Here is a 22,508-nt window from a genome sequence, read left to right as displayed (position 1 = left end):
TTGGCAGTGCAACATGGTCTAAAGCTCTGCTTGCGAAGATGGTCCGAAAAAGGGCAAAAGGCCGCACAGACCGTTTCAGCGACGTTCCGTTTTCAGTTGACGAGACGGCCCTCAACCGAAGTATGTAGCGGATGCACAGCCCAAATCCAGACATGTCTCAGCTGTTCGCGGACCGCCAGGCCCAGCGCAGCGCCCTGCATAATCGGCATCTGAACGAGCAGTTCGTTCGGGTTCTGAAGACCATCGGCTACGATGTCGGCTTCCAGAAGGGGCAGGGACAGTATCTCTACGACCGCGACGGGGCCCGCTATCTCGACCTCTTGTCCGGTTTTGGCGTGTTTGCGATCGGGCGCAATCATCCTGTCATGCGTGAGGCGCTCAAGAGCGTGCTCGATGCCGACCTGCCCAACCTCGTCCAGTTCGACGTCTCGGTGCTCGCCGGCGTGCTCGCCGAGCGGCTCCTGAAATACGTCCCCTATCTTGATAAGGCGTTCTTCGCCAATTCCGGCGCCGAATGCGTCGAAGCGGCGATCAAGTTCGCCCGCGGCGCCACCGGTCGTCCGGGGATCGTCTATTGTGCCCACGGCTATCACGGCCTGACCTATGGCGCGCTGTCGCTGACCGGTGATTCGAACTTCCGCACCGGCTTCGAGCCGCTGCTGCCGGGATGCACTTCGATCCCGTTCAACGATCTCGCCGCGCTCGAAAAAGCGCTGGCCTCGCGCGAGGTGGCGGCCTTCGTCGTCGAGCCAATCCAGGGCAAGGGCGTCAACATGCCCACCGACGAGTTCCTGCCGGGTGCAGCTGCGCTCTGCAAGAAATACGGCACGCTGTTCGTCGCCGACGAGATCCAGACCGGCATGGGCCGCACCGGCCGCTTCCTTGCGGTCGAGCACTGGAACGTCGAGCCCGACATGGTGCTGCTGTCCAAGTCGCTGTCCGGCGGCCACGTGCCGGTCGGCGCGGTGCTGACGCGCAAGAGCATCTTCGACAAGATCTTCAACCAGATGGACCGCGCCGTCGTGCACGGCTCAACTTTCTCCAAGAACGACCTGGCGATGGCCGCCGGCATTGCCACGCTTGACATCATGGAGTCCGAGAAACTGATCGAGTCCGCCGCCAAGCGCGGTGCCGAGCTGCGCCTCGCGCTCACGCGTATGGTGCCCGGCTACGAGCTGTTGAAGGAAGTCCGCGGCAAGGGCCTGATGATCGGCGTCGAGTTCGGCCCGCCGAAATCGCTGCGGCTGCGGGCGTCCTGGAACGTGCTGGAGGCGGCCAATAAGGGCCTGTTCTGCCAGCTCATCACCGTGCCGCTGTTCAAGGACCACAAGATCCTCACGCAAGTCGCCGGCCATGGCAGCCACACCATCAAGCTGTTGCCGCCGCTCACCATCACCGAGGAAGATTGCGGCTGGATCGAGCGTGCGTTCGACGACGTCATCGCCGGCAGCCACAAGGTTCCCGGCGCGATCTGGTCGCTCGGCAAGACGCTGGTGGACAATGCGGTGCGAAGGTCTGCGTAAGGCCTCTGCTGCGGCCTGATGTCGCGACGTGCGACCTGCTGAAGCAGTCCGTCTCCCGAAATTCCAAATCGACGCTTATTTTCCGGCATTGACCTGACCGGGAGAGGAGTCGGCGATGCCTTTGACTGGCGGCTGTCATTGCGGCGCGATCCGTTATGAAGTGAACGGCGACATGATGGTGCATGCGCTCTGCCATTGCGCGGATTGCCGCCGTCACTCCGGGGCACCGATGGTTGGCTGGGCGATGTATTCGCTCAAGGCGGTCAAAGTCGTGCGCGGTCAGCCGAAGATCTATCAATCATCCGAACATGGACGACGTCACTTCTGTGCCGATTGCGGCACGGGGCTGTTCTACATCAATGAAAACCTGATGCCCGATATCATCGATATCCAGAGCGGCACCTATGATGACCCCGATGCCATGCCGGCGACGATGCACATTCAGGTCGCCGAGCGGATTGGCTGGATGGAGCGGGCTCACGAACTGCCCGTCTTCGAACGATTTCCTCCGCTCGAATGACGGCATGCGCAGAGGCTAACCGTTCATCGCCGCCTCGAACTTGTCGACGAATTCGGCAAGCTCGTCTGCGCCGAGATCGCTGACGGCCCAGAAGTTCAGGCCGCGATTGCCCCAGCGCCGGCAGTTGAAGCCCTGCATGGCTTCGGTCTTGGGTGCGCGGTATTCCGCGTTCGATGTCTGCGACACGAACAAATTGACCACGTGCTGCCGGCGCTTGTAGACGACCGCACCGATCGCACGTGCGTCGATATAGTCGAGCCTGCCGCCGACCAGCGTAAACCCTTGCGCGGTGAGGTCGACGACGGGCGGAGCGACGTCGAGCTTGCCGTTGAACCACGGCTTCACCGTGTGCTGGTCGGTCGAGACCACGTCGATGAGGTGGCCGGCCTGGAGCGAGCGAAGATGCGCGGAGACGACCTCCGACAGGATGCGCTGCTGGTCGTCCTGGCGCAGCACCAATGCGGCGACGCCGGAGGCGGCGAGCGCGGAGACTGCCGAGCCCATCGCAAAGCCGCGCAGCACGGAGCGGCGGCTCGGCTGTTGATGCTGCGGCTGCGGCAGCGAGGCCTCGATACGCGCACGCAGGCTCGCCGGTGCGGTGTAGCGCAAATCGGCGTCTGCGAGCACACGCTGCATCTCGCGCTGCGCGGCGAACTCCGCAGCGCAGGCCGGGCAGCCGGCGATATGGGCTTCGACCTCGCGCGCGTGGCCGGCATCGAGCTCGTTGTCGAGCAGCGCGTGAAGCAGGATTCTTGCTTCGTCGCAGGTCATCTTGCTTGCTCCTCATCCGCCGTCCAGCCCGCGCGCAGCATGGCGCGGGCGCGGGCGAGGCGGGACATCACAGTGCCGACGGGCACGCCAGCGGCCTCGGCGATTTCACGATAGGAGAGGTTGTTGATCTCCCGCAGCACGAACGTTTCCTTGAACGGCTCGGCGAGCGCGTCGATCAGCTTGCGGATCGCGCTCGCATCGCGGCTGCGCAGCACTTCGGTTTCGGGGCTGGCCTCGGTCTCCTGCCAGATCGGCGTCTGCTCGGCAGCGCCGGGCGTATCCTCGATCGCGGTGTGCCTGTGTGCGCGCCGTGCATATTCGGCATTGCAGACGTTACGCAGGATCGCGAATAGCCAAGGCTTTATCGCCGGCCCACGATAGCTGTCGAAATGCTTCAGCGCGCGCAGATAGCACTCCTGCACCGCGTCCTCGGCATCGGAGGGGTCACGCAAGAGATAGCGCGCGAGCGTGTAGACGTCGTCGAGATGGGGCAGCGCCGCCTCGCGGAAGCGTTGCGCCTTCTGCAAATCGTCGTTGGCGGGCATCGCTCCTCGCTTTGCCTCTTGTTCTGCTCGTTGCTTGGTTTCGTCGCTGATCGTCTCGTCCCTATTCGTTTCGTCCCTGAGTGTGACCGAAGGCACACGGGCCCGGCCGGTGTGGGACCACCGGCCGGGCAAGACGTTGATGCCTTGGTTCGAGGTGTTACTCAACCTTGATCATCCCCGTCATGTGCGGGTGCAGAGAACAAAAATATTTGTAGTCGCCCGCATTGGTGAAGGTGAACGAGAACTTGTCGTCAGTGTCCAGGGTCTTGGACCTGAATTTGCCGGCCGACACCACGGTGTGGGGGATGTCGTCCCGGTTGGTCCAGGTCACGGTGGTGCCGACCTTGATCCTGAGCTCGGCCGGCTGGAAGACGAAGTTGTCGATATGCACCTCCATGTCCTCGGCACGGGCGGTTGTGACGGGTAATAGCATGGCCGCGGCCAGAGCGAGACCGAAGGCGACACCGAGGTCGCGGCGATTGAGAATCTTCATTGTCAGCTTCCGTTAGCCTTGCATCAACCCTGGAGCGGCGTGTCGATGATCGCGAGCCGCTGCTCGTTCTGCTTGAAGTTGATGCTGGCAACGCCAAGCATCGCGCGGAGCTTTGCGTCCTCGACCTTCATCGGTCCAGGCGAGGGGGCAGCTCCCGGCGTCGGCTGCGGGAAGGCGGTCGAGCGTGCGGTGTGGAAGGTGACGTTGCCCTCGACCTTCTGCATCACCTGGTGAATATGGCCGTTCAGCACGGTGACCGAACCAAAGCCTTTTACCTGGTCCAGCGCGCGAGCACCGTCCTCGGTGCCCCAGCCCCATTCGGGGTAGACGGTCCAGAGCGGAATGTGGGCGAACAGCACGATCGGCGTCGATTTCGACTTGCCGCGCAGATCGTCCTCGAGCCAGGCGAGCTGCTCGGCACCGAGATTGCCGAGGCCGCCGGCCTTGAGGTCGACGACATTGACGAGGCCGATGAAGTGCACGCCGCCGGCGTCGAACGAATACCAGCCTGCGCCCTTGGTACCGCGGCCGTAGCGCTCGCGATAAAACTTCACCTCCTCGTCGAGGAAATCATGCTCGCCGGGCACGTAGTGCACGTCGAGCTTGCTCTGCGAGATGATGCGATCGGCATTGTCGAACTCGGCGGCCTTGGAGAGATGCGTGATGTCGCCAGTGTGGATCATGAACGACGGCTTGACCGGCATCGCGTTGATCTTGTTGACGGCTTCCTCCAGCGTGCCGAGCGCGTTGGGATTGGCCGGCTTGTCGAAGCCGACATGGCTGTCGCTGATCTGGAGGAAGGTCATTCCGGGCGCCGCCGCGGTCGCAGCCTGCGCGGAATCGATGATGCCGAGCGAGCGCGGGACGCCACCGGTGACGGTCCAGAGCACCCCGGTGCCCGCCCAGGTCATACATTCCAACACCTTGCGGCGGCTTAAGCCGTCCTCACCGTGATCGTGTCCGCTCATCGCGCAGCTCCACTCCGCCCGGAATTGGGCTTCGGAGATGTGATTGGGAGAGGAGGGGACTTATTCCCGGACGCGATGACGTTTTCGTGAGGTGGTTGGACGCGTAGCCCGTATGGAGCGTAGCGGAACACGGGACCAGACTTACGATACTCCCTGGATTTCGCTACGCCCGATCAAAGCTACGCATTCACTTTGCATCCTCCAAAATCATCGTCGCGCCTTTCTCGGCGATCATCGCGGTCGGCGTGTTGGTGTTGCCAGACGTGATGGTCGGCATGATCGAGGCATCGACAATGCGAAGGCTGCCGAGACCGTAGAAGCGCAGGCGTTCGTCGACCACCGCCATCGGATCATTTGCTGCGCCCATCTTCGCGGTACCGACGGGATGGAAGATGGTGGTGCCGATGTCGCCGGCGGCCTTGGCAAGAGAGGCATCGTCGTCGCCGACGGCGGGGCCGGGCAGATATTCGCTTGGGCGGTATTTTGCCAAGGCCTTCTGCTGCATCAGGCGGCGGGTGGTGCGGATGGCATCGGCGCCGACCTGACGGTCGTCGTCCGTTGAAAGATAATTCGGCGCGATGATGGGCTTCTCGTCCGGCGCCGCCGAACGCAGACGTACGGTGCCACGCGATGTCGGCTGGAGATTGCAGGCGCTCACCGTGATCGCGGGAAAGCGGTGCAGGGGATCGCCGAACTTGTCGAGCGACAGCGGTTGCACGTGGAACTGGATGTTGGCGCGTGCGCGCGTCGCATCGGAGCGGGTGAAGATGCCGAGCTGCGACGGCGCCATGGTCAACGGCCCGCGGCGGCGGAAGGCGTAGTCGAGGCCCATCAGGCCGCGTCGAACCAGGTTGTAATAGGTCTCGTTCAGTGTGCGCACGCCTTCGACCTTGTAGATCGCGCGCTGCTGCAGATGATCCTGCAGATTGCGGCCGACGCCGGGCTTGTCCATCACGATGTCGATGCCGAGCGGCGACAGCCAGTCGGCAGGTCCGATGCCGGAGCGATGCAGCACCTGTACCGAGCCAATCGCGCCTGCCGAGAGGACCACCTCGCGTTTCGCACGCGCCTCGATGATCTCGCCGTTCTGGATGAAGCGCACCCCGACGGCGCGGCCCTGTTCGATGATCAGACGATCGACCAGCACATGCTTTTCGAGCCGCAGGTTCGGGCGGTTCAATACCGGCTTGAGAAAGCCGCGCGCCGACGACCAGCGCCGGCCGCGCTTCTGATTGACGTGGAAATAGCTGGTGCCTTCGTTGTCGCCGGTATTGAAATCCGGGATGCGCTTGATGCCCATCTCCTCGGCCGCATCGCCCACGGCATCGAGTATGTCCCAGGACAGCCGCGGCGCCTCGATGCGCCAGCCGCCGCCGGCGCCGTGATGCTCGCTTGCGCCGAGGAAGTGATCCTCGAGCCGTTTGAACAGCGGCAGCACGTCGTCATAACCCCAGCCGGTCATGCCGAGCTGGCGCCAGTGATCGTAATCGGCGGCCTGTCCACGCATCGAGATCATGGCGTTGATCGCCGAGGAGCCGCCGATCACCTTGCCACGGGGATAGGCGAGCGAGCGGCCGTTCAGGCCGGGCTCGGCCTCGGTCCTGAACATCCAGTCCGAGCGCGGATTGCCGATGGCGAAGAGATAGCCGACGGGAATGTGGAACCAGATCCAGTTGTCGTCGCCGCCGGCTTCGAGGAGGAGGACGCGATTGCTGCAATTGGCCGACAGCCGGTTGGCGACGATGCAGCCCGCCGTGCCGGCCCCAACGACAATATAGTCAAACTCACCTTCGAGCCGCCTTGGCATTCTGCTTCCACCCAATAGGCATTATGCCCAGGCTTGTCCCAGGCATCCACGCACTTTCCGTTCTAATAGTCAGACGTGGATGGCCGGGACAAGTCCGGCCATGACGGGAGGACAGAGCTACCCCAGATCCCCGCCAGTTGGGTGGACTGGTGCTTGCATGGTAGACAGGCCTGCATTTTCAACAAAGCTTGAGACCCTCCATGCCCATCGTGAACCGCGTCGCCGACCTTCAACCCGATATTCAGGCCTGGCGCCGGGACATCCACCAGCATCCGGAGCTGCTCTACGACGTCCACCGCACCGCAGCATTCGTCGCGGACCGCCTGCGCGAATTCGGCTGCGATGAGGTCGTGACGGGCATCGGCCAGACCGGCGTGGTCGGCGTGATCAAGGGCAGCAAGCCGGCCGGCGAGGGCCTCAAGGCCATCGGCCTGCGTGCCGACATGGATGCCCTGCCGGTCGAGAAACAGACCAACCTGCCTTACGCTTCGAAGACTCCCGGCAAGATGCACGCCTGCGGCCATGACGGCCACACCGCGATGCTGCTCGGTGCTGCGCGTTATCTCGCCGAGACCCGCAACTTCGCCGGCGATGCGGTGGTGATCTTCCAGCCGGCCGAGGAGGGCGGCGCGGGTGGCTTGGCCATGGTCAAGGACGGCATGATGGAGCGCTTCGGCATCGAGCAGGTCTACGGCATGCACAACGGTCCGGGCATTCCGGTGGGCTCGTTCGCGATCCGGCCGGGTCCGATCATGGCGGCGACCGATGAGGTCGATATCATGATCGAGGGCCTCGGCGGCCATGCCGCGCGGCCGCACAAATGTGTGGATTCCGTTCTGGTCGGTGCACAGGTGATCACGGCGCTGCAGTCGATCGTTGCGCGCAGCGTCGATCCGCTGGAATCGGCCGTGATTTCGATCTGCGAGTTCCACGCAGGCAATGCCCGTAACGTGATTCCACAAACCGCGACACTGAGGGGCACCATCCGCACGCTGTCGCCGGAGGTGCGCAAGCTGGTGGAGAAGCGCGTCCACGAGGTTGTGGCGGGCGTGGCGCAGATCACAGGCGCCAAGATCGATCTGCACTACAAGCGGAATTATCCCGTGGTGAACAATCACGCCGCGGAGACCGAGATCGCGCGTCGCATCGCCGGGCAAGTTGCGGGCGAGGCCAATGTGCTCGAGATGTCGCCGCTGATGGGTGGCGAGGATTTCGCCTATATGCTGGAGGCGCGCCCCGGCGCCTTCATCTTCTGCGGCAACGGCGACAGCGCCGGCCTGCATCACCCCGCCTACAATTTCGACGACGAGGCCATCGTTTACGGCACGTCGTACTGGGTCAAGCTGGTCGAGCAATCGCTCGCGGCATCGTAAGGCCAAGCGCAAGATCAAGCCGAAAGCACAAACGAAAAGGGCCCGCGCATCGCACGGGCCCTTTGTCTTCGAGTGAAGTGATCGGCTTCAGAAGATCCGCGAGAAGATCACGTACAGCGTGCCCGACAACAGGATCGCGACGGGCAAGGTCAGCACCCAGGCCATCACCATGTTCCTGATGGTGGCGACCTGGAGACCCGAACCGTTCGCGGCCATGGTGCCGGCGACGCCGGACGACAGCACGTGGGTGGTCGAGACCGGCAGCCCGAACACGTCGGCGGCGCCGATCGTGGCGGCGGCGACGAGCTCGGCGGAGGCACCCTGCGCGTAGGTGAGATGGGTCTTGCCGATCTTCTCGCCGACGGTGACGACGATGCGCTTCCAGCCGATCATGGTGCCGAGGCCGAGCGCGATCGCGACCGCGACCTTCACCCAGGTCGGGATGAACTTGGTCGCGCTGTCTAGCCCGCCCTTGTAGGCGTTCAAGGTCGCGACCTCTTCCTTGCTGAGGTCGTTTTCCTTGTCCTTCATCAGGAATCGGATCGCTTCCGAAGTCAGGTACATGTCGTTGCGGGTGTTGCCGACGACTTCCGCCGGCACCTTGTTCAGCGAACCGTATTTCGCGACCTGCTCGCCGACATCCTTCACCAGCACTGACAGCGAAGGGTAGGTGCCTTCGCTGATGTGATGCGAGGTGACGTACTGCGTCACCGCAGGACGGGGATCGCCGATGATCGCATGGCCGGCGCCCTTGGCCGCAACCACCTTGGAGGCGGCATCCGAGACCTTCGCGAACTGGGCGACCTGCGACTCCGGCAATGCGCGGTTGAGCGCATAGGCTGTGGGCACGGTGCCGATCAGGATCAACATGATCAGGCCCATGCCCTTCTGGCCGTCGTTCGAACCATGGGCGAAGCTGACGCCGGTGCAGGTCAGGATCAGCAGGCCGCGAATCCACATCGGTGGGGCTTTGTGACCCTCAGGGGCGGCATAGAGCGCCGGGTTCTTGATGATCAGCTTGAGCAGCAGCAGTAGGCCGGCGGCGCAGACGAAGCCGACCAGCGGCGACAACAACAGCGCATAGCCGATCTCCGTGGCCTTGCCCCAGTCCACGCCCGAGGTACCGTCGCGGCCGCGCATCAGCGCGTTGGCGACGCCGACGCCGATGATCGAGCCGATCAGCGTGTGCGAGGAAGAGGCCGGCAGGCCGAAATACCAGGTGCCGAGGTTCCAAAGGATCGCGGCGATCAGCAGCGCGAACACCATCGCGAAACCGGCGCTCGAGCCGACCTGCAGGATCAGCTCGACCGGCAGCAGCGAGACGATGCCGAAGGCCACCGCGCCGGACGAGAGCAGCACGCCGAGAAAGTTGAAGAAGCCCGACCACATCACCGCGATTTCGGCCGGCAGCGAATGGGTGTAGATCACGGTCGCTACCGCGTTGGCGGTGTCGTGGAAGCCGTTGACGAATTCGAAACCGAGCGCGATCAGGAGGGCAACGATAAGGAGGATGTAGGGCAGGTAGCTCGTGACCCGCGTGCCGGTCGCATCGACATCCGAATAGATGCTGTAGGCCACATAGAGCAGACCCGCGGCGAGGATGCCGAAGAACAGGATCATCGTCAGCGGATTGAAGCCCTTGTCGAGATTTGGCCGCGAGGCCGGCTGGATCGGCGGGGGATCTGCTACCGCGCGGTCGAATGCAACATCGGTCATGTCTGGACGCCCCTTAACTTTCTGTAGGGGCTATTGTCCGCGATTGATTTGAAGGCTGGATGACAGACGGCGCCTGAAAGGGGTTTTCCCGCCTGTATTCAGGCGGCGCGCGCGGCTTTCTTCTGCAAACCGGCGACGATCTTCAGGTCTTCAACAAAGCGCTGATATTCCAGCGCCTTGGCTTCCGGATCGGGCAGCCGCAGCAGATAGGACGGGTGCACGGTCACCAGCGCCTTGTGACCGTCGGGCAGGTCTATGAGCCGGCCGCGGTTCTTTCCGATCGGGGTGATCTTGCCGAACACGCTCTGCGCGGCGGTCGCGCCCATCGCGACGATGAGATCGGGCTGGATGACGGAGACTTCTCGTTCATACCACTGTCGGCAGGCCTTTATCTCCGGTGTATTCGGCTTCTGATGCAGGCGAATCTTGCCGCGCGGTACGAATTTGAAGTGTTTCACCGCGTTGGTGACATAGACCTTCTTGCGGTCGACGCCGGCCTCCTGCAGCGCCTTGTCGAGCATCTGGCCGGCTGGACCGACGAAGGGATGGCCGGCGAGGTCTTCCTTGTCGCCAGGTTGTTCGCCGACCAGCATGATATTGGCGGACTTCGGACCCTCGCCGAACACGGTCTGGGTGGCGTCCTTGTAGAGATGGCAGGCGCGGCAGTGGGCGGCCTCCTCGCGGAGCGCTTCGAGATCGTCGGCAGCGGTCTTGCGTTTCATCGGAGCCTCCGGCCGCTTTTGAGGCTTGTGCGGATCGGTTGGGGCATTGACGATCATGGCGCCGGTCATGCGCTCGGCGTCCTCAATCAGGGGCTTAATGATCGAAGCCTCGGGCAGGTTCCTCCAATATTTCTTCGGCATCTCGGTCTGCATTGCCTTCACCTTCAGGCGGGCCGGATTGAAGATGCTGGCGTAGTAGCGCCGCCAGGTTTCCTCCAGCCGGTCTTCGCTCGGTGCCTCGCTCTTGCTGACGCCTGATGTGAACGAGAGCGCGTGGCCATCCCAATGCGCGCACAAATCCGGCGTCAGGATCGACCAGGGCATGTCGGCAAAGCGCTTGGCGAAGAACGGCGCGGCGAGCTCGACGATGTGATGCTCCGGCTCGAACCAGGCGACGTAGTGTGCTTCGCGTTCCCTGCCGATCTCACGGAAGCGCACGAAGGCATGCATCTTGTGCTCGTCGCGGTAGACCGCCTTTGCCATGGCCGCGACTTGCGCCACGTCGTGATCGGTCGCGACCTCGATGAGGTCGTGATTGTCCTTCAGCCGAAACAGCAGGCGATAGAGGATCGCGAAACGCTCGGGATCGCGATGCAGGATCGCGGCCTTGGCGAGCTCGACGAATTTTGCTGGCACGTTGAAGGTGCTATCGCCACCGGCCGGCAGCGGAGACGGCGAGGGTGGCGCGAACAGCTCCGCTTCGCCGCCCTGCACGGTCCAGGTGACATCGACCGGTTTCATTTGGTGAAGCACGAGGCTACGCGCGGCTTTGCGCCAGCCGTCGAAATCGGTTTCGTTCTCGAGGGTGATGTACTGCATCAGAAGCCAAATCCCAGTTGTGTGGCCTTCGGCTTGAACCGTTCGATCAGCCGTGCCTCGTCGAGGCGGTGCGGCGCGGGCCGGTGATCGCTCAGCACGATGAACGGCAGCGCTTTGTTCCGGGGCACATGCAGCCGCGCGAGATCGGCGACGCGGATGGTGGTCGTGCGGCGCGCCGCGATGATGCGCTCGACCGCCTTGGTGCCGAAGCCCGGCACGCGCAACAATTCCTCGCGGCTGGCCCGGTTGACGTCGAGCGGGAAGCGGTCGCGGTGGCGCAGCGCCCAGGCGAGTTTTGGATCGATGTCGAGCGGCAGCATCGCACTGTCGTCGACGATCTCGCCGACGTCGAAGCCGTAGAACCGCATCAGCCAATCGGCCTGGTAGAGTCGGTGCTCGCGCAGCAAGGGCGGCGCGCGCAGAGGCAGCGCGCGGCTGGCATCGGGGATCGGGCTGAACGCGGAATAATAGACGCGCCTCAGCCTGTATGAACTGTAGAGATTGGCGCTGGTGTGGAGGATAGTGTGGTCGGAGGCCGCGTCGGCGCCGACGATCATCTGCGTGCTTTGGCCGGCCGGTGCGAAGCGCTGCGGCTTGGCTTTCGTCTTCGCGCTACGGCTTTCCTCGGCCTCGTCCAGCTTCAGCCGCAGTCGGCCCATTGTGCGGCGGATCGCGCGCACGTCCTTCTCGGGCGCGAATTGCTGCAGGCTCGTCTCCTGCGGCATCTCGATGTTGATGGAGAGACGGTCGGCATATTTGCCGGCCTCGGAGATCAATGCATCGTCGGCCTCGGGGATTGTTTTGAGATGGATGTAGCCACGGAAGTGATGCTCCTCGCGCAGTTTGCGCGCGACGCTTACCACCTGCTCCATGGTGTAGTCGGGGTTGCGGATGATGCCGGAGGAGAGAAACAGTCCTTCGATGTAATTGCGCCGGTAGAAGTCGAGCGTCAGCTTGACGACTTCGTCGATGGTGAAGCGGGCGCGTGGCACGTTGGAAGAGGCCCGGTTGACGCAATAGAGGCAGTCGTAATTGCAGGCGTTGGTCAGCAGCACCTTGAGCAGCGAGATACAGCGACCGTCCGGCGCGTAGGAATGGCAAATGCCCATGCCGGGCGCGGTCGATCCCATGCCCTTGCCGTCGCTGGAATCCCGCCTCTCGGTGCCGCTGGAGGCGCAGGACGCGTCGTACTTGGCGGCGTCCGCCAGGATTTCCAGCTTGCGTTGCACGTCCATATTGGAATCCCTTTGATTCAGCTCATGAATCCCAAGGCCCGCCAATTCGATTGACTCCCGGGGCGTCGTTAGCTTTATATTAGAACATATCATGAACAAATGAGCTAGCCGCTGGTTCTCTTTTTGAGAGCCATCGGCAATCACCCTTGAGGAGCGGCGTATATGAGCGGCGCACGAACAAGCGCGCTTGCAGCCTTGCGCGGCCAGATCGAGCGCATCGAGACGGCGGAGGTCGTGCATCATCGCGACCGTGTCGCGCTCGGCCATCGCGAGGCCGACAGCGCGCTGAAGGGCGGGCTCGCACGCGCGGCAATCCACGAGGTATTTTGCGAAGGACGTCAGGGCGCGGCCGCGACGGGCTTTGTCACCGGACTTGCGGGGCGCGTGACGGCACGCAAACCGCTGCTGTGGGTGCGGCAGGATTTTTCAGAAATTGAAACCGGTGCGCTGTCGATGAGCGGGCTCACCGAGATCGGTCTCGATCCGCGCCGCATGGTGATGGTGCGCGCCGCCGACGTGGAGAGTGCGTTGCGCACGGCGGCCGATGCGCTCGCCTGCGACGCGCTGGGTGCGATCGTGCTCGAGCTCTGGGGCGAGACGAGGCAGTTCGATCTGGTTGCGAGCCGCAAGCTGACGCTGGCTGCGCAGTCTTCTGGTGTCACCGGCTTGCTGCTGCGGATGGCCGCGCAACCTTTACCCTCAACCGCCGAGACCAGATGGATGCTGCGCGCGGCGCATTCGCCGCCGGGCGCGATGTGGAGTGCCTGGGGGGCGCCGCGCTTCGATGCCGAGCTCCTGCGCAATCGTCATGGCCCGTGCGGCCGGTGGATCATGGAATGGAAATGTGATGAGTGCCAGTTCTCTGAATCGTCGGCGTATCCTCAGCCTGTGGCTGCCGCGCCTGCCCATCGATCGGATCCAGCGGTTCTTCGGCAACGTCGGACTGCATGAAAATAATGCGCCCAGCATCGTCGTTGCCAAGGACAGCAACGCGCTGGTGATCCATGCGCTGGACGAGGCGGCCGAGCGCCTCGGTCTGCATATCGGCCAGCCTTTGGCCAATGCCCGGGCGATGTGTCCTGATTTAAAGGTGTTCGACGCCGATGCCGTGGCCGATGCCAAGACGATCGGCGACATCGCCGACTGGTGCGATCGTTTCACGCCGCTGGTGGCACTCGATCCGCCGCACGGGCTGTTCCTCGACATCACCGGCTGCGCGCATCTGTTCGGCGGCGAGGCTGCGCTGTTGCAAACCCTTGTCCGCGCCCTCGACCGCCAGGGCTTTGCCGTCAGCGCGGCGATCGCCGGCACCTCGGTCTGCGCGCGCACGCTGACGCGGCAATCTTCAGGGACCATCGTTGCCGATGGCGAGGAGGCGGCGGCAATCAGTCGGTTTCCGGTGTCCGCACTTGGCGCGGGTGAGGCCATTACCACCGGTCTGCGACGCGCCGGCCTGAAGACCATCGGCGATGTCGCCTCGCGCACGCCGAGCGAAATCACGGCGCGGTTCGGTGCGCGGTTCTCCACGCTGCTCGCGCATGCGCTGGGGCAGGGCGATGCGCCGATCAATCCACGAAAGCCGCCGCCTGATTACATCGTGGAGAAACGCTTTGCCGAGCCGATCGCGACCGACACCATGATCGCGATGACGCTGTCGCGCCTGGCGGATACGTTGATCGCGTCGATGGAGAAGCAGGGCAAGGGCGCGCGCCGCCTGGAAGCTGCCTTCTTCCGTACCGACGGCGCGGTGCGCGCCATCATGGTCGAAACCGGACGTCCCGTGACGCGGAGCGCGGTCGTCGACCGGCTGTTCCGCGAGCGTCTCGATGCACTCGCCGATCCCCTCGATCCCGGCTTCGGCTTCGACATGGTGCGGCTGTCGGCAAGCCGCACCGAGATCGTGGTGCAGGAGCAGCGCGATCTCGACGCCCATGTCCACGACAATGACGAGCTTGCCGCGCTGATCGACCGCATCGCCGCGCGCATCGGCGGAAAGCGCGTCGTCGTGCACCTGCCTGAGGATACCCATATCCCTGAATGTGCGGTGCTGGCGGCGCCTGCCCAGCATCATCTCGCCGTGGCCATGCAGGCCGAATGGCCCGCGCGCACCGAGGGTGAGCCGCCGCTGCGTCCGTTGCGGTTGTTCGACAAGCCTGAGCCGATCAATGTGCCGTTCGCGACCGTGCCCGACGGGCCGCCGCATCAATTCACCTGGCGCCGCGCGCAGCATGCGGTGGTGCGGGTGGAGGGCCCCGAGCGCATCGCCATGGAATGGTGGCGGCAGGACGGCAAGCAACTGACACGGGATTATTTTCGTATCGAGGATGCCGAAGGCCTACGCTTCTGGATCTTTCGCGACGGTCTTTACGAGGGGGAGTGCTTCGACGACGACGGCAAGCCCGCTCCTCCCGGTTGGTATGTGCACGGTCTCTTCGCATGAACACGCCCGCTTATGCCGAGATCGGCATCACCACGAATTTCTCCTTCCTGCGCGGCGGCTCGGATCCGCGCGACTATGTACACCAGGCCAGCATCCTGGGCATTCCCGCGATCGGCATTGCCGATCACAACACGCTCGCCGGTGTGGTGCGTGCCTACAAGGAGCTCGACAATGACAAGGTGCTGCACAAGCCGAAGCTTCTGATCGGCACCCGCATCGTCTTCATCGACGGCACGCCGGATATCCTGGTTTATCCGTGTGACCGCGCCGCCTATGGCCGGCTGTGCCAGCTTCTCACCCGGGGCAAGCGCGGCGACGACATCACGCGGATCGCGAAGGGCGAATGCCATCTCACCTTCGCCGATCTCCTTGCGTTTTCCGAAGGCCAGCTCCTGATCCTGACGCTGCCGCATCGCTTCGATGCGGCGCAAGCGCAGGACATCCTCGCCAAGCTGAAGGCAAGTCGCGCCGAGGGCGTGTGGCTGGCGGCGAGTCTGGTCTATCGCGGCGACGATCGCCGTCGCCTCGCGCAGCTCGATGATCTCGCCGCAAAAGCAAAAGTGCCGCTGCTTGCGACCAACGAGGTGCTCTATCACCACCCCGCGCGCCGTCCCCTCCAGGACGTGCTGACCTGCATCCGGGAAAAGACCACGATCGAGGCGATCGGCCGGAAGCTGGAAGCCAATGCCGAGCGGTTTCTGAAGACGCCCAGGGAGATGGCGCGGCTGTTCCGCGATTTCCCTGACGCTGTCGCGGAGACCATGCGCTTTGCGGACAAGATCACCTTCTCGCTCGGTCAGCTCAAATACCAGTATCCGGATGAGCCGGTGCCGCCGGGAAAGACCGCGCAGGGGCATCTGGAGGATCTGACCTGGGCGGGTGTCGACAAATATTTTGGCGGCAAGATCGACGACAAGCTGCGCGCCACCCTGAAGAAAGAACTCGCACTGATCGCCGATCTGAAATACGCGCATTACTTCCTCACCGTGCACGACATCGTGCATTACGCCCGCAGCCAGAACATTTTGTGCCAGGGGCGGGGATCGGCGGCGAATTCGGCGGTCTGCTACGTGCTCGGCATCACCTCGGTCGACCCGACCAAGGTCGATCTGCTGTTCGAGCGCTTCATCTCCAAGGAGCGGCTGGAGCCGCCCGACATCGACGTCGATTTCGAGCATTCGCGGCGCGAGGAGGTGATGCAATATGTCTATCGGCGTTACGGCCGCCATCGCGCCGCGATCATCGCCACCGTCATTCATTATCGCCCGCGCAGCGCCATCCGCGACGTCGGCAAGGCGCTGGGCCTGACCGAGGACGTCACTGCCGCACTCGCCGACACCGTCTGGGGAAGCTGGGGCAAGGGCCTCAACGACATGCAGGTCAGGCAGGCCGGCCTCGATCCGCAGAATTCAATGATCAACCTCGCAGTCGAGCTCGCGACCGAGCTGATCGAATTCCCCCGTCATCTGTCCCAGCATGTCGGCGGCTATGTGCTCACGCAGGACCGGCTCGACACCTATGTGCCGATCGGCAATGCCGCGATGGACGATCGCACCTTCATCGAATGGGACAAGGACGACGTCGACGCGCTCAACATGATGAAGGTCGACGTGCTCGCGCTGGGCATGCTGACCTGCATCCGCAAATGCTTTGATTTGATCGAGCAGCACAAGGGCGAACGCTGGATGCTGGCGAGCGTCCCGCAGGATGATTCCAGGGTTTACGACATGCTGTGCGACGGGGAATCGCTCGGCGTGTTCCAAGTCGAGAGCCGCGCGCAGATGAACATGTTGCCGCGGCTGAGGCCGCGGACCTTCTACGATCTCGTGATCGAGGTCGCGATCGTGCGGCCTGGTCCGATCCAGGGCGACATGGTGCATCCTTATCTGCGGCGGCGGAACGGCCTGGAAAAGGTGAGCTATCCGTCTCCGTCGCCGGATCATGGCGACAAGGACGAGCTTTACAGGGTGCTGCACAAGACGCTCGGCGTGCCCTTGTTCCAGGAGCAGGCGATGCGGATCGCGATCGAAGCCGCGAAGTTCACGGCCGAGGAGGCCAACGGCCTGCGCCGTGCGATGGCAACGTTCCGCAATGTCGGCACCATCGGCAAGTTCGAAGACAAGATGATCGGCAACATGATCGCACGCGGTTATGCGCCGGATTTTGCCAGAAACTGTTTCGAACAGATCAAGGGTTTTGGCAGCTACGGTTTTCCGGAGAGCCATGCTGCAAGCTTCGCGCAGCTTGTCTATATCTCCTCATGGCTGAAGCATTATCACCCTGATGCATTCTGCTGCGGCCTCCTGAACTCGCAGCCGATGGGCTTTTACGCCCCGGCGCAGATCGTCAGCGACGCTCGCAAGAACGGCGTCGAGGTGCGCGAGATCGATGTGTCCTACAGCTTTGCGCAGAACACGCTGGAGGAAGGAAGTGGCAAATATTGCGCCGTGCGCCTGGGCTTCCGCCAGATCGACGGTTTTCATTGGCTCGATGAGGATGAGGAAAGGCTGAAAAGAGGCGCGTCCCGGAATGACCGTGTGGAGAGAGCGCCCGACTGGGCCGACCGCATCGTCTCCGCGCGCAACCGCCGGCCCTTCACCTCGCTGGAAGATTTCGCCCGCGACACCGGACTGCCCAAGCGCGCGCTGATCCTGCTTGCCGATGCCGCCGCGTTTCGCTCGCTCGGGCTCGATCGCCGCGAGGCGCTGTGGCAGGTGCGGCGCCTGCCCGACGATGTGCCGCTGCCGCTGTTCGAGGTGGCCACCGCACGCGAGCAGCCGGACGAGCACGCCAAGCCGTTGCCGGTGATGCCGCGGGCCGAACAGGTGGTCGCGGACTATCAGACCATTCGCCTTTCACTCAAAGGCCATCCGGTGGAATTCTTGCGCGAGATGTTTACGCGCGAGCGCATCGTCGCCTGCAAGGACATCAATCACGACAACGAACGGCGGCGCGTCCGCTGTGCCGGCGTCGTGCTGGTACGGCAGCGGCCGGGCAGCGCCAGCGGCGTCGTGTTCATGACACTGGAGGACGAAACCGGCATCGCCAATGTCGTGGTGTGGCCCAAGATCATGGAGCAGTACCGGAAAGAGGTGATGGGCGCGCGCCTCATCCTGGTCGAGGGCTACATCCAGAGCAGTCCGGAAAAGGTGACGCATCTAATCGCCCAGCGGATGATCGACCGTTCGCACGATCTGGTCGGCCTTGCCAACGACGCCCTCGGCCGCAAGCATCCGGTGCCGGCAGGCGCCACCGTGGTCGAACCGCTCAACGACGACCCCCGCGCCCACACGGATGCGCCCGCGCAAAAAATCCGTCATCCCCGCAATGTCCGTATCCTGCCGCCGTCGCGGGACTTTCATTGAGGTTGTGGGACGCGCCGCTCTCGCACCGTCATTGCGAGCGCAGCGAAGCAATCCAGACTGTCACCGCGGAGAGATACTGGATTGTTTCGCTACGCTCGCAATGACGAGTTTGTTCTAGAAATTCACCCGGTTCGAGATCGCGCCGTCCACCACCAGGTTTGAGCCCGTAGTGAACCCCGACACCGGGCTTGCCAGAAACACCGCTGCGCTCGCGATTTCCTGCGGCGTCGCCATGCGGCCGGTGGGGTTACGCTTCATCGCATCATTGTAGCGCTCGGGCATGTTATGCTCGATCGTCTCCCAGACGCCGCCCTTGAAATAGACCGTGCCGGGCGAGACCACGTTGACGCGGATCTTCTTCTTCGCATATTGCCGCGCCAGTCCCTTGGCCATGTGGATCAACGCCGCCTTGATCGGACCGTAGGAGCTCGCTGTGTCCGCTTGCGCCGCGGAGATCGATGAGATGATCACGAAGGCGGCGTCGCCGCTGCTCGCACCGCTGGCCTCGAGGAACGGCCGCGCGGCGTCGAACGCATGCACGGCGCCGAGCAGGTCGAGCCGAAAATTCTGTTCCCACGATGCGGCATCATGGCCTTGCGCCATCGCGCCCGCGTTGGAGAACAGCATGTCGATGCCGCCAAGCTCCTTTGCAGCATTCTCGATCCAGGATTTCAGTGCCGCGCCGTCGGTGACGTCGACCGGGCCGCCGGTCGCGCGGATCCCGCTTGCCTTCAACTCCGAAACGGTAGCGGCAACCTGATCACCGTTGCGCGCGCACACCGCGACATTGCTGCCTTCGCCGGCCAACGTCGCCGCAATCGCTCGCCCGATGCCGCGCGTGCCGCCGAGCACGATGGCGTTCTTGCCCTTGAGACCGAGATCCATTGTTTGGTTTTCCTTTTTGTTGGTTGCAGCGAGTGTAGCTGTTTCGAGAGATGCCCAAAAGCCTCCAGATCGTCATTGCGAGGAGCTCTTGCGACGAAGCAATCCAGACTGCCACCGCGGAAAGATTCTGGATTGCTTCGCTTCGCTCGCAATGACGTTGTGGAAACAGCGGCCCTCACTCCGGTGCCGCTCCCACCGGCGGGCCGCCGGGCGGGCGGTGCAGGAATGTCAGTGAGACGTAGGCGCCGGCCCAGGAGCCGATCGCCGCGAAAGCCACAAAGAAAGCGTTTTCGGTGTAGCTGATCACCGCATAGGAGGAGAGCATGTACCAGACCGCGCTCCAGTTCGCCGCGGGCACGCGCTTGCGCGCGATCACGGCCGAGGTGAACATGACATAGACCGCGTCGGTGGCCGCCGTTGCGATGAACACGGCGCCTGCGGTGAGGGGATCGATGGCGGCCATTGCATGTCCTTGTGTGCTAATGCGATGGTCGCAAACTAAAGGGAGAGAAGGGTCATGCAAAGCCCCACCGAGATTCTCAGCAACATCTGGACCTCCGCCGGCGGTGACGCCGCCGCGCTCGCGCGCGTGCGGCTGACGGGCGAGGAGCCGCAGATCCCGTCCTCGTTTCGCGTCGCAATTGCCGGCCAGACAACGATCGCCGCCGCCGGCCTTGCCGCCGCCGAAATCTGGAGATTGCGCAGCGGCGAAGCGCAGGACGTCAGCGTCGACCTGCGCCATGCCGTCGCCGAATGCCGCTCCGAGCGCTACTTGCGCGTCGACGACAAGCCGCCGCCGCCCGCTTGGGACGCCATCGCCGGCGTCTACAGAACCGGCGACAACCGCTTCGTCCGCTGCCACACCAATTTCCCGCATCATCGCGACGCCGTCTGCAAGGTGCTCGGCTGCGAACCCGAGCGCGAGAAGGTGCAGGCCGCATTGATGCAATGGAAGAGCGAGGATTTCGAGACTGCGACCTACGCCGCGGGCGGCGTCGTTGCCCTGATGCGTTCGTACGACGAATGGTCGGCGCTGCCGCAGGCCCGCGCGCTCGCCGAATTGCCGCTGGTCTCGATCGAGAAGATCGGCGAGGCCCCGCCGAAGCCATGGCCGCAACGATTGCCAAAAGGCGATCGCCCGCTCGCAGGCCTGCGCGTGCTCGATCTCTCTCGCGTCATCGCGGGGCCCGTCGCCGGCCGCACGCTCGCCGCGCACGGCGCGGATGTGCTGCTCGTGTCAGGCCCCGAACTGCCGGCCATTCCGTGGCTGACCATCGACACCGGGCGCGGCAAGCTCACCACCTTCATCGAGCTGAAAAGCGAGGCCGGGCGTGCGCAGTTGCGCGAGCTCTTGAGAGACGCCGATATCTTCTCGCAAGGCTATCGCCCGCGCGCGCTTGCCGCTCTCGGCTTCACGCCGGAGGACGCAGCGACAATCAACCCCGGCATCGTCTACGTGACGCTGTCAGCCTATGGCCATGCCGGTCCCTGGGCTGAACGGCGCGGCTTCGATTCGCTGGTGCAGACCACGACCGGGTTCAACCATGCCGAAGGACAGGCTGCCGGCATCGATGGACCGAAGGAATTGCCGGCGCAGATGCTCGACCACGCCACTGGCTATCTGATGGCGTTCGGCGCGATGATGGCCAAGGCGCGCCAGGCTCGCGAAGGTGGCAGCTGGCACGTGCGCGTATCGCTGGCGCAGACCGGGCGCTGGCTGTGGAATCTCGGACGGCTCGAAAAGGGCCTGAATACCCCGGATATTACGGGTGAGGCCGTACATGCTGCATTCATCGGGGGCATGCCATCTGGCTTCGGCACGTTGAAGGCGGTGCGCCATTCGGCACTGCTGTCGAAGACGCCGGCGCAATGGAGCCGTCCGGCGATGCCGCTCGGCAGTCATCCGGCAGAGTGGCCTGCGATAAGCTGACGTGAAGCTGACGTGTCGCAAATTTTTAACGCAAACCGAAAGGCGCCCGGCGTTTTTTAGGTTGTTTGAAATTACAATTCGGCACTATTAGCGCGACCGATGACGCAGGCATCCGCCGGTATCATCGCAGACATGACCGGGCCCCATGGTAGTTGAAAATACCAAGCGATTGCAGGTGCTTACAAAACAACGGGTCATTACATCCGTAGTTTTACTAGCTCTTGCCGGTGCCGGGGCCTACGGCTTCCTCTATGCGGGAGCCAAGGAGAAGAGCCACTCCGAGATCTCCAGCCAATCGCGCAGAAATGCGCAGAACTTCACGCCGACGCCGTCGGAATGGGCGACGCTGACGATCGAGCCGGTCAAGGCCAAGACCTTCCGCGCCGAGTATGTCACCGAGGGCAAGGTCGCAGTCGACGAGGACCGTTCGACGCCGGTGTTTTCACCCTATGCAGGCCGGGTGACCAAGCTGCTCGCCAAGCCAGGCGAGGTGCTGAAGCAAGGCCAACCGCTGTTCACGATCGAGGCCGCCGACACCGTGCAGGCCCAGAACGATTTCATTGCAGCGATGAGCTCGCAGAACAAGGCCAAGTCGGCGATCGATCTTGCCGATATCCAGTTCAAGCGCGCCAAGGACCTCTACGAGGGCCATGCCATCCCACTGAAGGACTATCAGCAGGCGGAAGCGACCCAGGTTCAAGCGCAGAACGACATGCGCTCCTCGGCGACAGCGCTGGAAGCCGCGCGCAACAAGCTGCGGATCCTCGGCTTCACCGACGAGACCATCAAGGCGTTCCAGGACAAAGGCGTCATCAATCCGGAAGTCACGATCTATTCGCCAATCGCAGGCACGGTCGTGCAGCGTAAAATTGGCCCCGGCCAGTACGTCAATTCGGGCGCCAGCGATCCGGTCTTCGTGGTCGGCGATCTCTCCACCGTCTGGCTCACCGCCTTCGTGCGCGAGAGCGATGCGGCTGCCGTGTGCGTCGGGCAGGACATCAGCGTCAACGTGATGGCGCTGCCAGGCCGCCCCTTGACCGCCAAGGTCAACTACGTCGCCGCCGCGATCGATCCGAACACCCGTCGCCTGCTGGTCCGCGCCACCATCGACAACAAGGACGGTCTGCTGAAGCCGGAGATGTTCGCCAACGTAACGATCTATTCGTCCGGCGACCGCGCCGCGCCGGCGGTACCGAAGCAGGCCTTGATCTACGAAGCCGACAAGGTCCGCCTCTGGGTGGCACGCGAGGACAAGTCGGTCGAGCTGCGCGAGATCAAGATCGGTCTCATCAATGGCAATCTCGTCGAGGTCACCAGCAATCTCAAGCCCGGCGAGCAGGTGGTCACCAAAGGCAGCCTGTTCATCGACCGCGCCGCGTCCGGCAGCTGATCGACG

At 63.6% G+C, this 22,508-nt stretch carries 18 protein-coding genes; 8 read left to right on the top strand and 10 right to left on the bottom strand.

What is annotated here, in order from left to right; translation table 11 throughout:
• The first annotated feature begins 131 nt into the window (after nucleotides 1-131).
• Together hpnO and IVB36_RS34255 are read left to right on the top strand one after the other, a co-directional pair.
• On the top strand, nucleotides 132-1,523 hold the full coding sequence (gene hpnO, locus IVB36_RS34260; protein ID WP_026233264.1) for an aminobacteriohopanetriol synthase HpnO: 1,392 nt from the start codon (nucleotides 132-134) through the stop codon (nucleotides 1,521-1,523).
• 115 nt (nucleotides 1,524-1,638) lie between these two features.
• Nucleotides 1,639-2,043: a GFA family protein gene (locus IVB36_RS34255; RefSeq protein WP_247394057.1), complete on the top strand. Its 405-nt coding sequence runs from the start codon at nucleotides 1,639-1,641 to the stop codon at nucleotides 2,041-2,043.
• Between the two features lie 15 nt (nucleotides 2,044-2,058).
• Here IVB36_RS34255 and IVB36_RS34250 read toward each other — a convergent pair whose 3' ends face one another.
• The 5 genes from IVB36_RS34250 to IVB36_RS34230 form a co-directional block, all read right to left on the bottom strand.
• A complete protein-coding gene (locus IVB36_RS34250) occupies nucleotides 2,059-2,814 on the bottom strand; it encodes an anti-sigma factor (RefSeq protein WP_247394054.1) in 756 nt (251 codons plus the stop codon).
• Complete coding sequence (locus IVB36_RS34245; protein WP_247394035.1) at nucleotides 2,811-3,359, bottom strand: sigma-70 family RNA polymerase sigma factor; 549 nt, start codon at nucleotides 3,357-3,359, stop codon at nucleotides 2,811-2,813. Before IVB36_RS34245 ends, IVB36_RS34250 begins: the two co-directional genes overlap by 4 nt.
• A gap of 157 nt (nucleotides 3,360-3,516) precedes the next feature.
• A complete protein-coding gene (locus IVB36_RS34240; RefSeq protein ID WP_247394006.1) occupies nucleotides 3,517-3,852 on the bottom strand; it encodes a cupredoxin family copper-binding protein in 336 nt (111 codons plus the stop codon).
• A 23-nt stretch (nucleotides 3,853-3,875) separates the two neighbouring features.
• Complete coding sequence (locus tag IVB36_RS34235; RefSeq protein WP_247394004.1) at nucleotides 3,876-4,820, bottom strand: metallophosphoesterase; 945 nt, start codon at nucleotides 4,818-4,820, stop codon at nucleotides 3,876-3,878.
• A gap of 187 nt (nucleotides 4,821-5,007) precedes the next feature.
• Nucleotides 5,008-6,627, bottom strand: coding sequence for a GMC family oxidoreductase N-terminal domain-containing protein (locus IVB36_RS34230; RefSeq protein WP_247394003.1), 1,620 nt, complete (start codon nucleotides 6,625-6,627; stop codon nucleotides 5,008-5,010).
• Nucleotides 6,628-6,827: 200 nt separating this feature from the next.
• Here IVB36_RS34230 and IVB36_RS34225 point away from each other — a divergent pair, with 200 nt between their 5' ends.
• Entirely contained in the window at nucleotides 6,828-8,000 is a 1,173-nt protein-coding gene (locus tag IVB36_RS34225) for a M20 aminoacylase family protein (protein WP_247394577.1), read from the top strand.
• A gap of 87 nt (nucleotides 8,001-8,087) precedes the next feature.
• Here IVB36_RS34225 and IVB36_RS34220 read toward each other — a convergent pair whose 3' ends face one another.
• From IVB36_RS34220 to IVB36_RS34210, 3 genes are all read right to left on the bottom strand, one after another.
• Complete coding sequence (locus tag IVB36_RS34220; RefSeq protein ID WP_247394000.1) at nucleotides 8,088-9,716, bottom strand: inorganic phosphate transporter; 1,629 nt, start codon at nucleotides 9,714-9,716, stop codon at nucleotides 8,088-8,090.
• 98 nt (nucleotides 9,717-9,814) lie between these two features.
• On the bottom strand, nucleotides 9,815-11,257 hold the full coding sequence (locus IVB36_RS34215) for a UdgX family uracil-DNA binding protein (protein WP_247393988.1): 1,443 nt from the start codon (nucleotides 11,255-11,257) through the stop codon (nucleotides 9,815-9,817).
• Nucleotides 11,257-12,492: a putative DNA modification/repair radical SAM protein gene (locus tag IVB36_RS34210; RefSeq protein WP_085352244.1), complete on the bottom strand. Its 1,236-nt coding sequence runs from the start codon at nucleotides 12,490-12,492 to the stop codon at nucleotides 11,257-11,259. The genes IVB36_RS34215 and IVB36_RS34210 overlap by 1 nt, the downstream gene beginning before the upstream one ends.
• 162 nt (nucleotides 12,493-12,654) lie before the next feature.
• On the opposite strand from IVB36_RS34210, the gene IVB36_RS34205 reads away from it, so the two are divergent.
• From IVB36_RS34205 to IVB36_RS34195, 3 genes are read left to right on the top strand one after another with little or no spacing between them, the layout of a single operon-like run.
• Entirely contained in the window at nucleotides 12,655-13,443 is a 789-nt protein-coding gene (locus IVB36_RS34205) for a DNA repair protein (protein ID WP_204510671.1), read from the top strand.
• Nucleotides 13,340-14,932, top strand: coding sequence for a DNA polymerase Y family protein (locus IVB36_RS34200; protein ID WP_166520834.1), 1,593 nt, complete (start codon nucleotides 13,340-13,342; stop codon nucleotides 14,930-14,932). Before IVB36_RS34205 ends, IVB36_RS34200 begins: the two co-directional genes overlap by 104 nt.
• Nucleotides 14,929-18,297, top strand: coding sequence for an error-prone DNA polymerase (locus IVB36_RS34195; protein WP_247393971.1), 3,369 nt, complete (start codon nucleotides 14,929-14,931; stop codon nucleotides 18,295-18,297). The genes IVB36_RS34200 and IVB36_RS34195 overlap by 4 nt, the downstream gene beginning before the upstream one ends.
• A gap of 114 nt (nucleotides 18,298-18,411) precedes the next feature.
• Here IVB36_RS34195 and IVB36_RS34190 read toward each other — a convergent pair whose 3' ends face one another.
• Complete coding sequence (locus IVB36_RS34190) at nucleotides 18,412-19,182, bottom strand: SDR family oxidoreductase (protein ID WP_247393969.1); 771 nt, start codon at nucleotides 19,180-19,182, stop codon at nucleotides 18,412-18,414.
• 175 nt (nucleotides 19,183-19,357) lie between these two features.
• Nucleotides 19,358-19,645: a hypothetical protein gene (locus IVB36_RS34185; protein ID WP_247394573.1), complete on the bottom strand. Its 288-nt coding sequence runs from the start codon at nucleotides 19,643-19,645 to the stop codon at nucleotides 19,358-19,360.
• 54 nt (nucleotides 19,646-19,699) lie between these two features.
• On the opposite strand from IVB36_RS34185, the gene IVB36_RS34180 reads away from it, so the two are divergent.
• Both IVB36_RS34180 and IVB36_RS34175 read left to right on the top strand, forming a co-directional pair.
• A complete protein-coding gene (locus tag IVB36_RS34180; protein ID WP_247393966.1) occupies nucleotides 19,700-21,112 on the top strand; it encodes a CoA transferase in 1,413 nt (470 codons plus the stop codon).
• 145 nt (nucleotides 21,113-21,257) lie between these two features.
• On the top strand, nucleotides 21,258-22,502 hold the full coding sequence (locus tag IVB36_RS34175) for an efflux RND transporter periplasmic adaptor subunit (RefSeq protein WP_085352249.1): 1,245 nt from the start codon (nucleotides 21,258-21,260) through the stop codon (nucleotides 22,500-22,502).
• The last annotated feature ends 6 nt before the right edge of the window (nucleotides 22,503-22,508 follow it).

Source organism: Bradyrhizobium sp. 35 (genome assembly GCF_023073215.1).
In the GTDB taxonomy this organism is placed as follows: domain Bacteria; phylum Pseudomonadota; class Alphaproteobacteria; order Rhizobiales; family Xanthobacteraceae; genus Bradyrhizobium; species Bradyrhizobium canariense_D.
The sequence above is the reverse complement of the archived record's forward strand: the minus strand, read 5'-3'. Positions and strand labels throughout refer to the sequence as shown.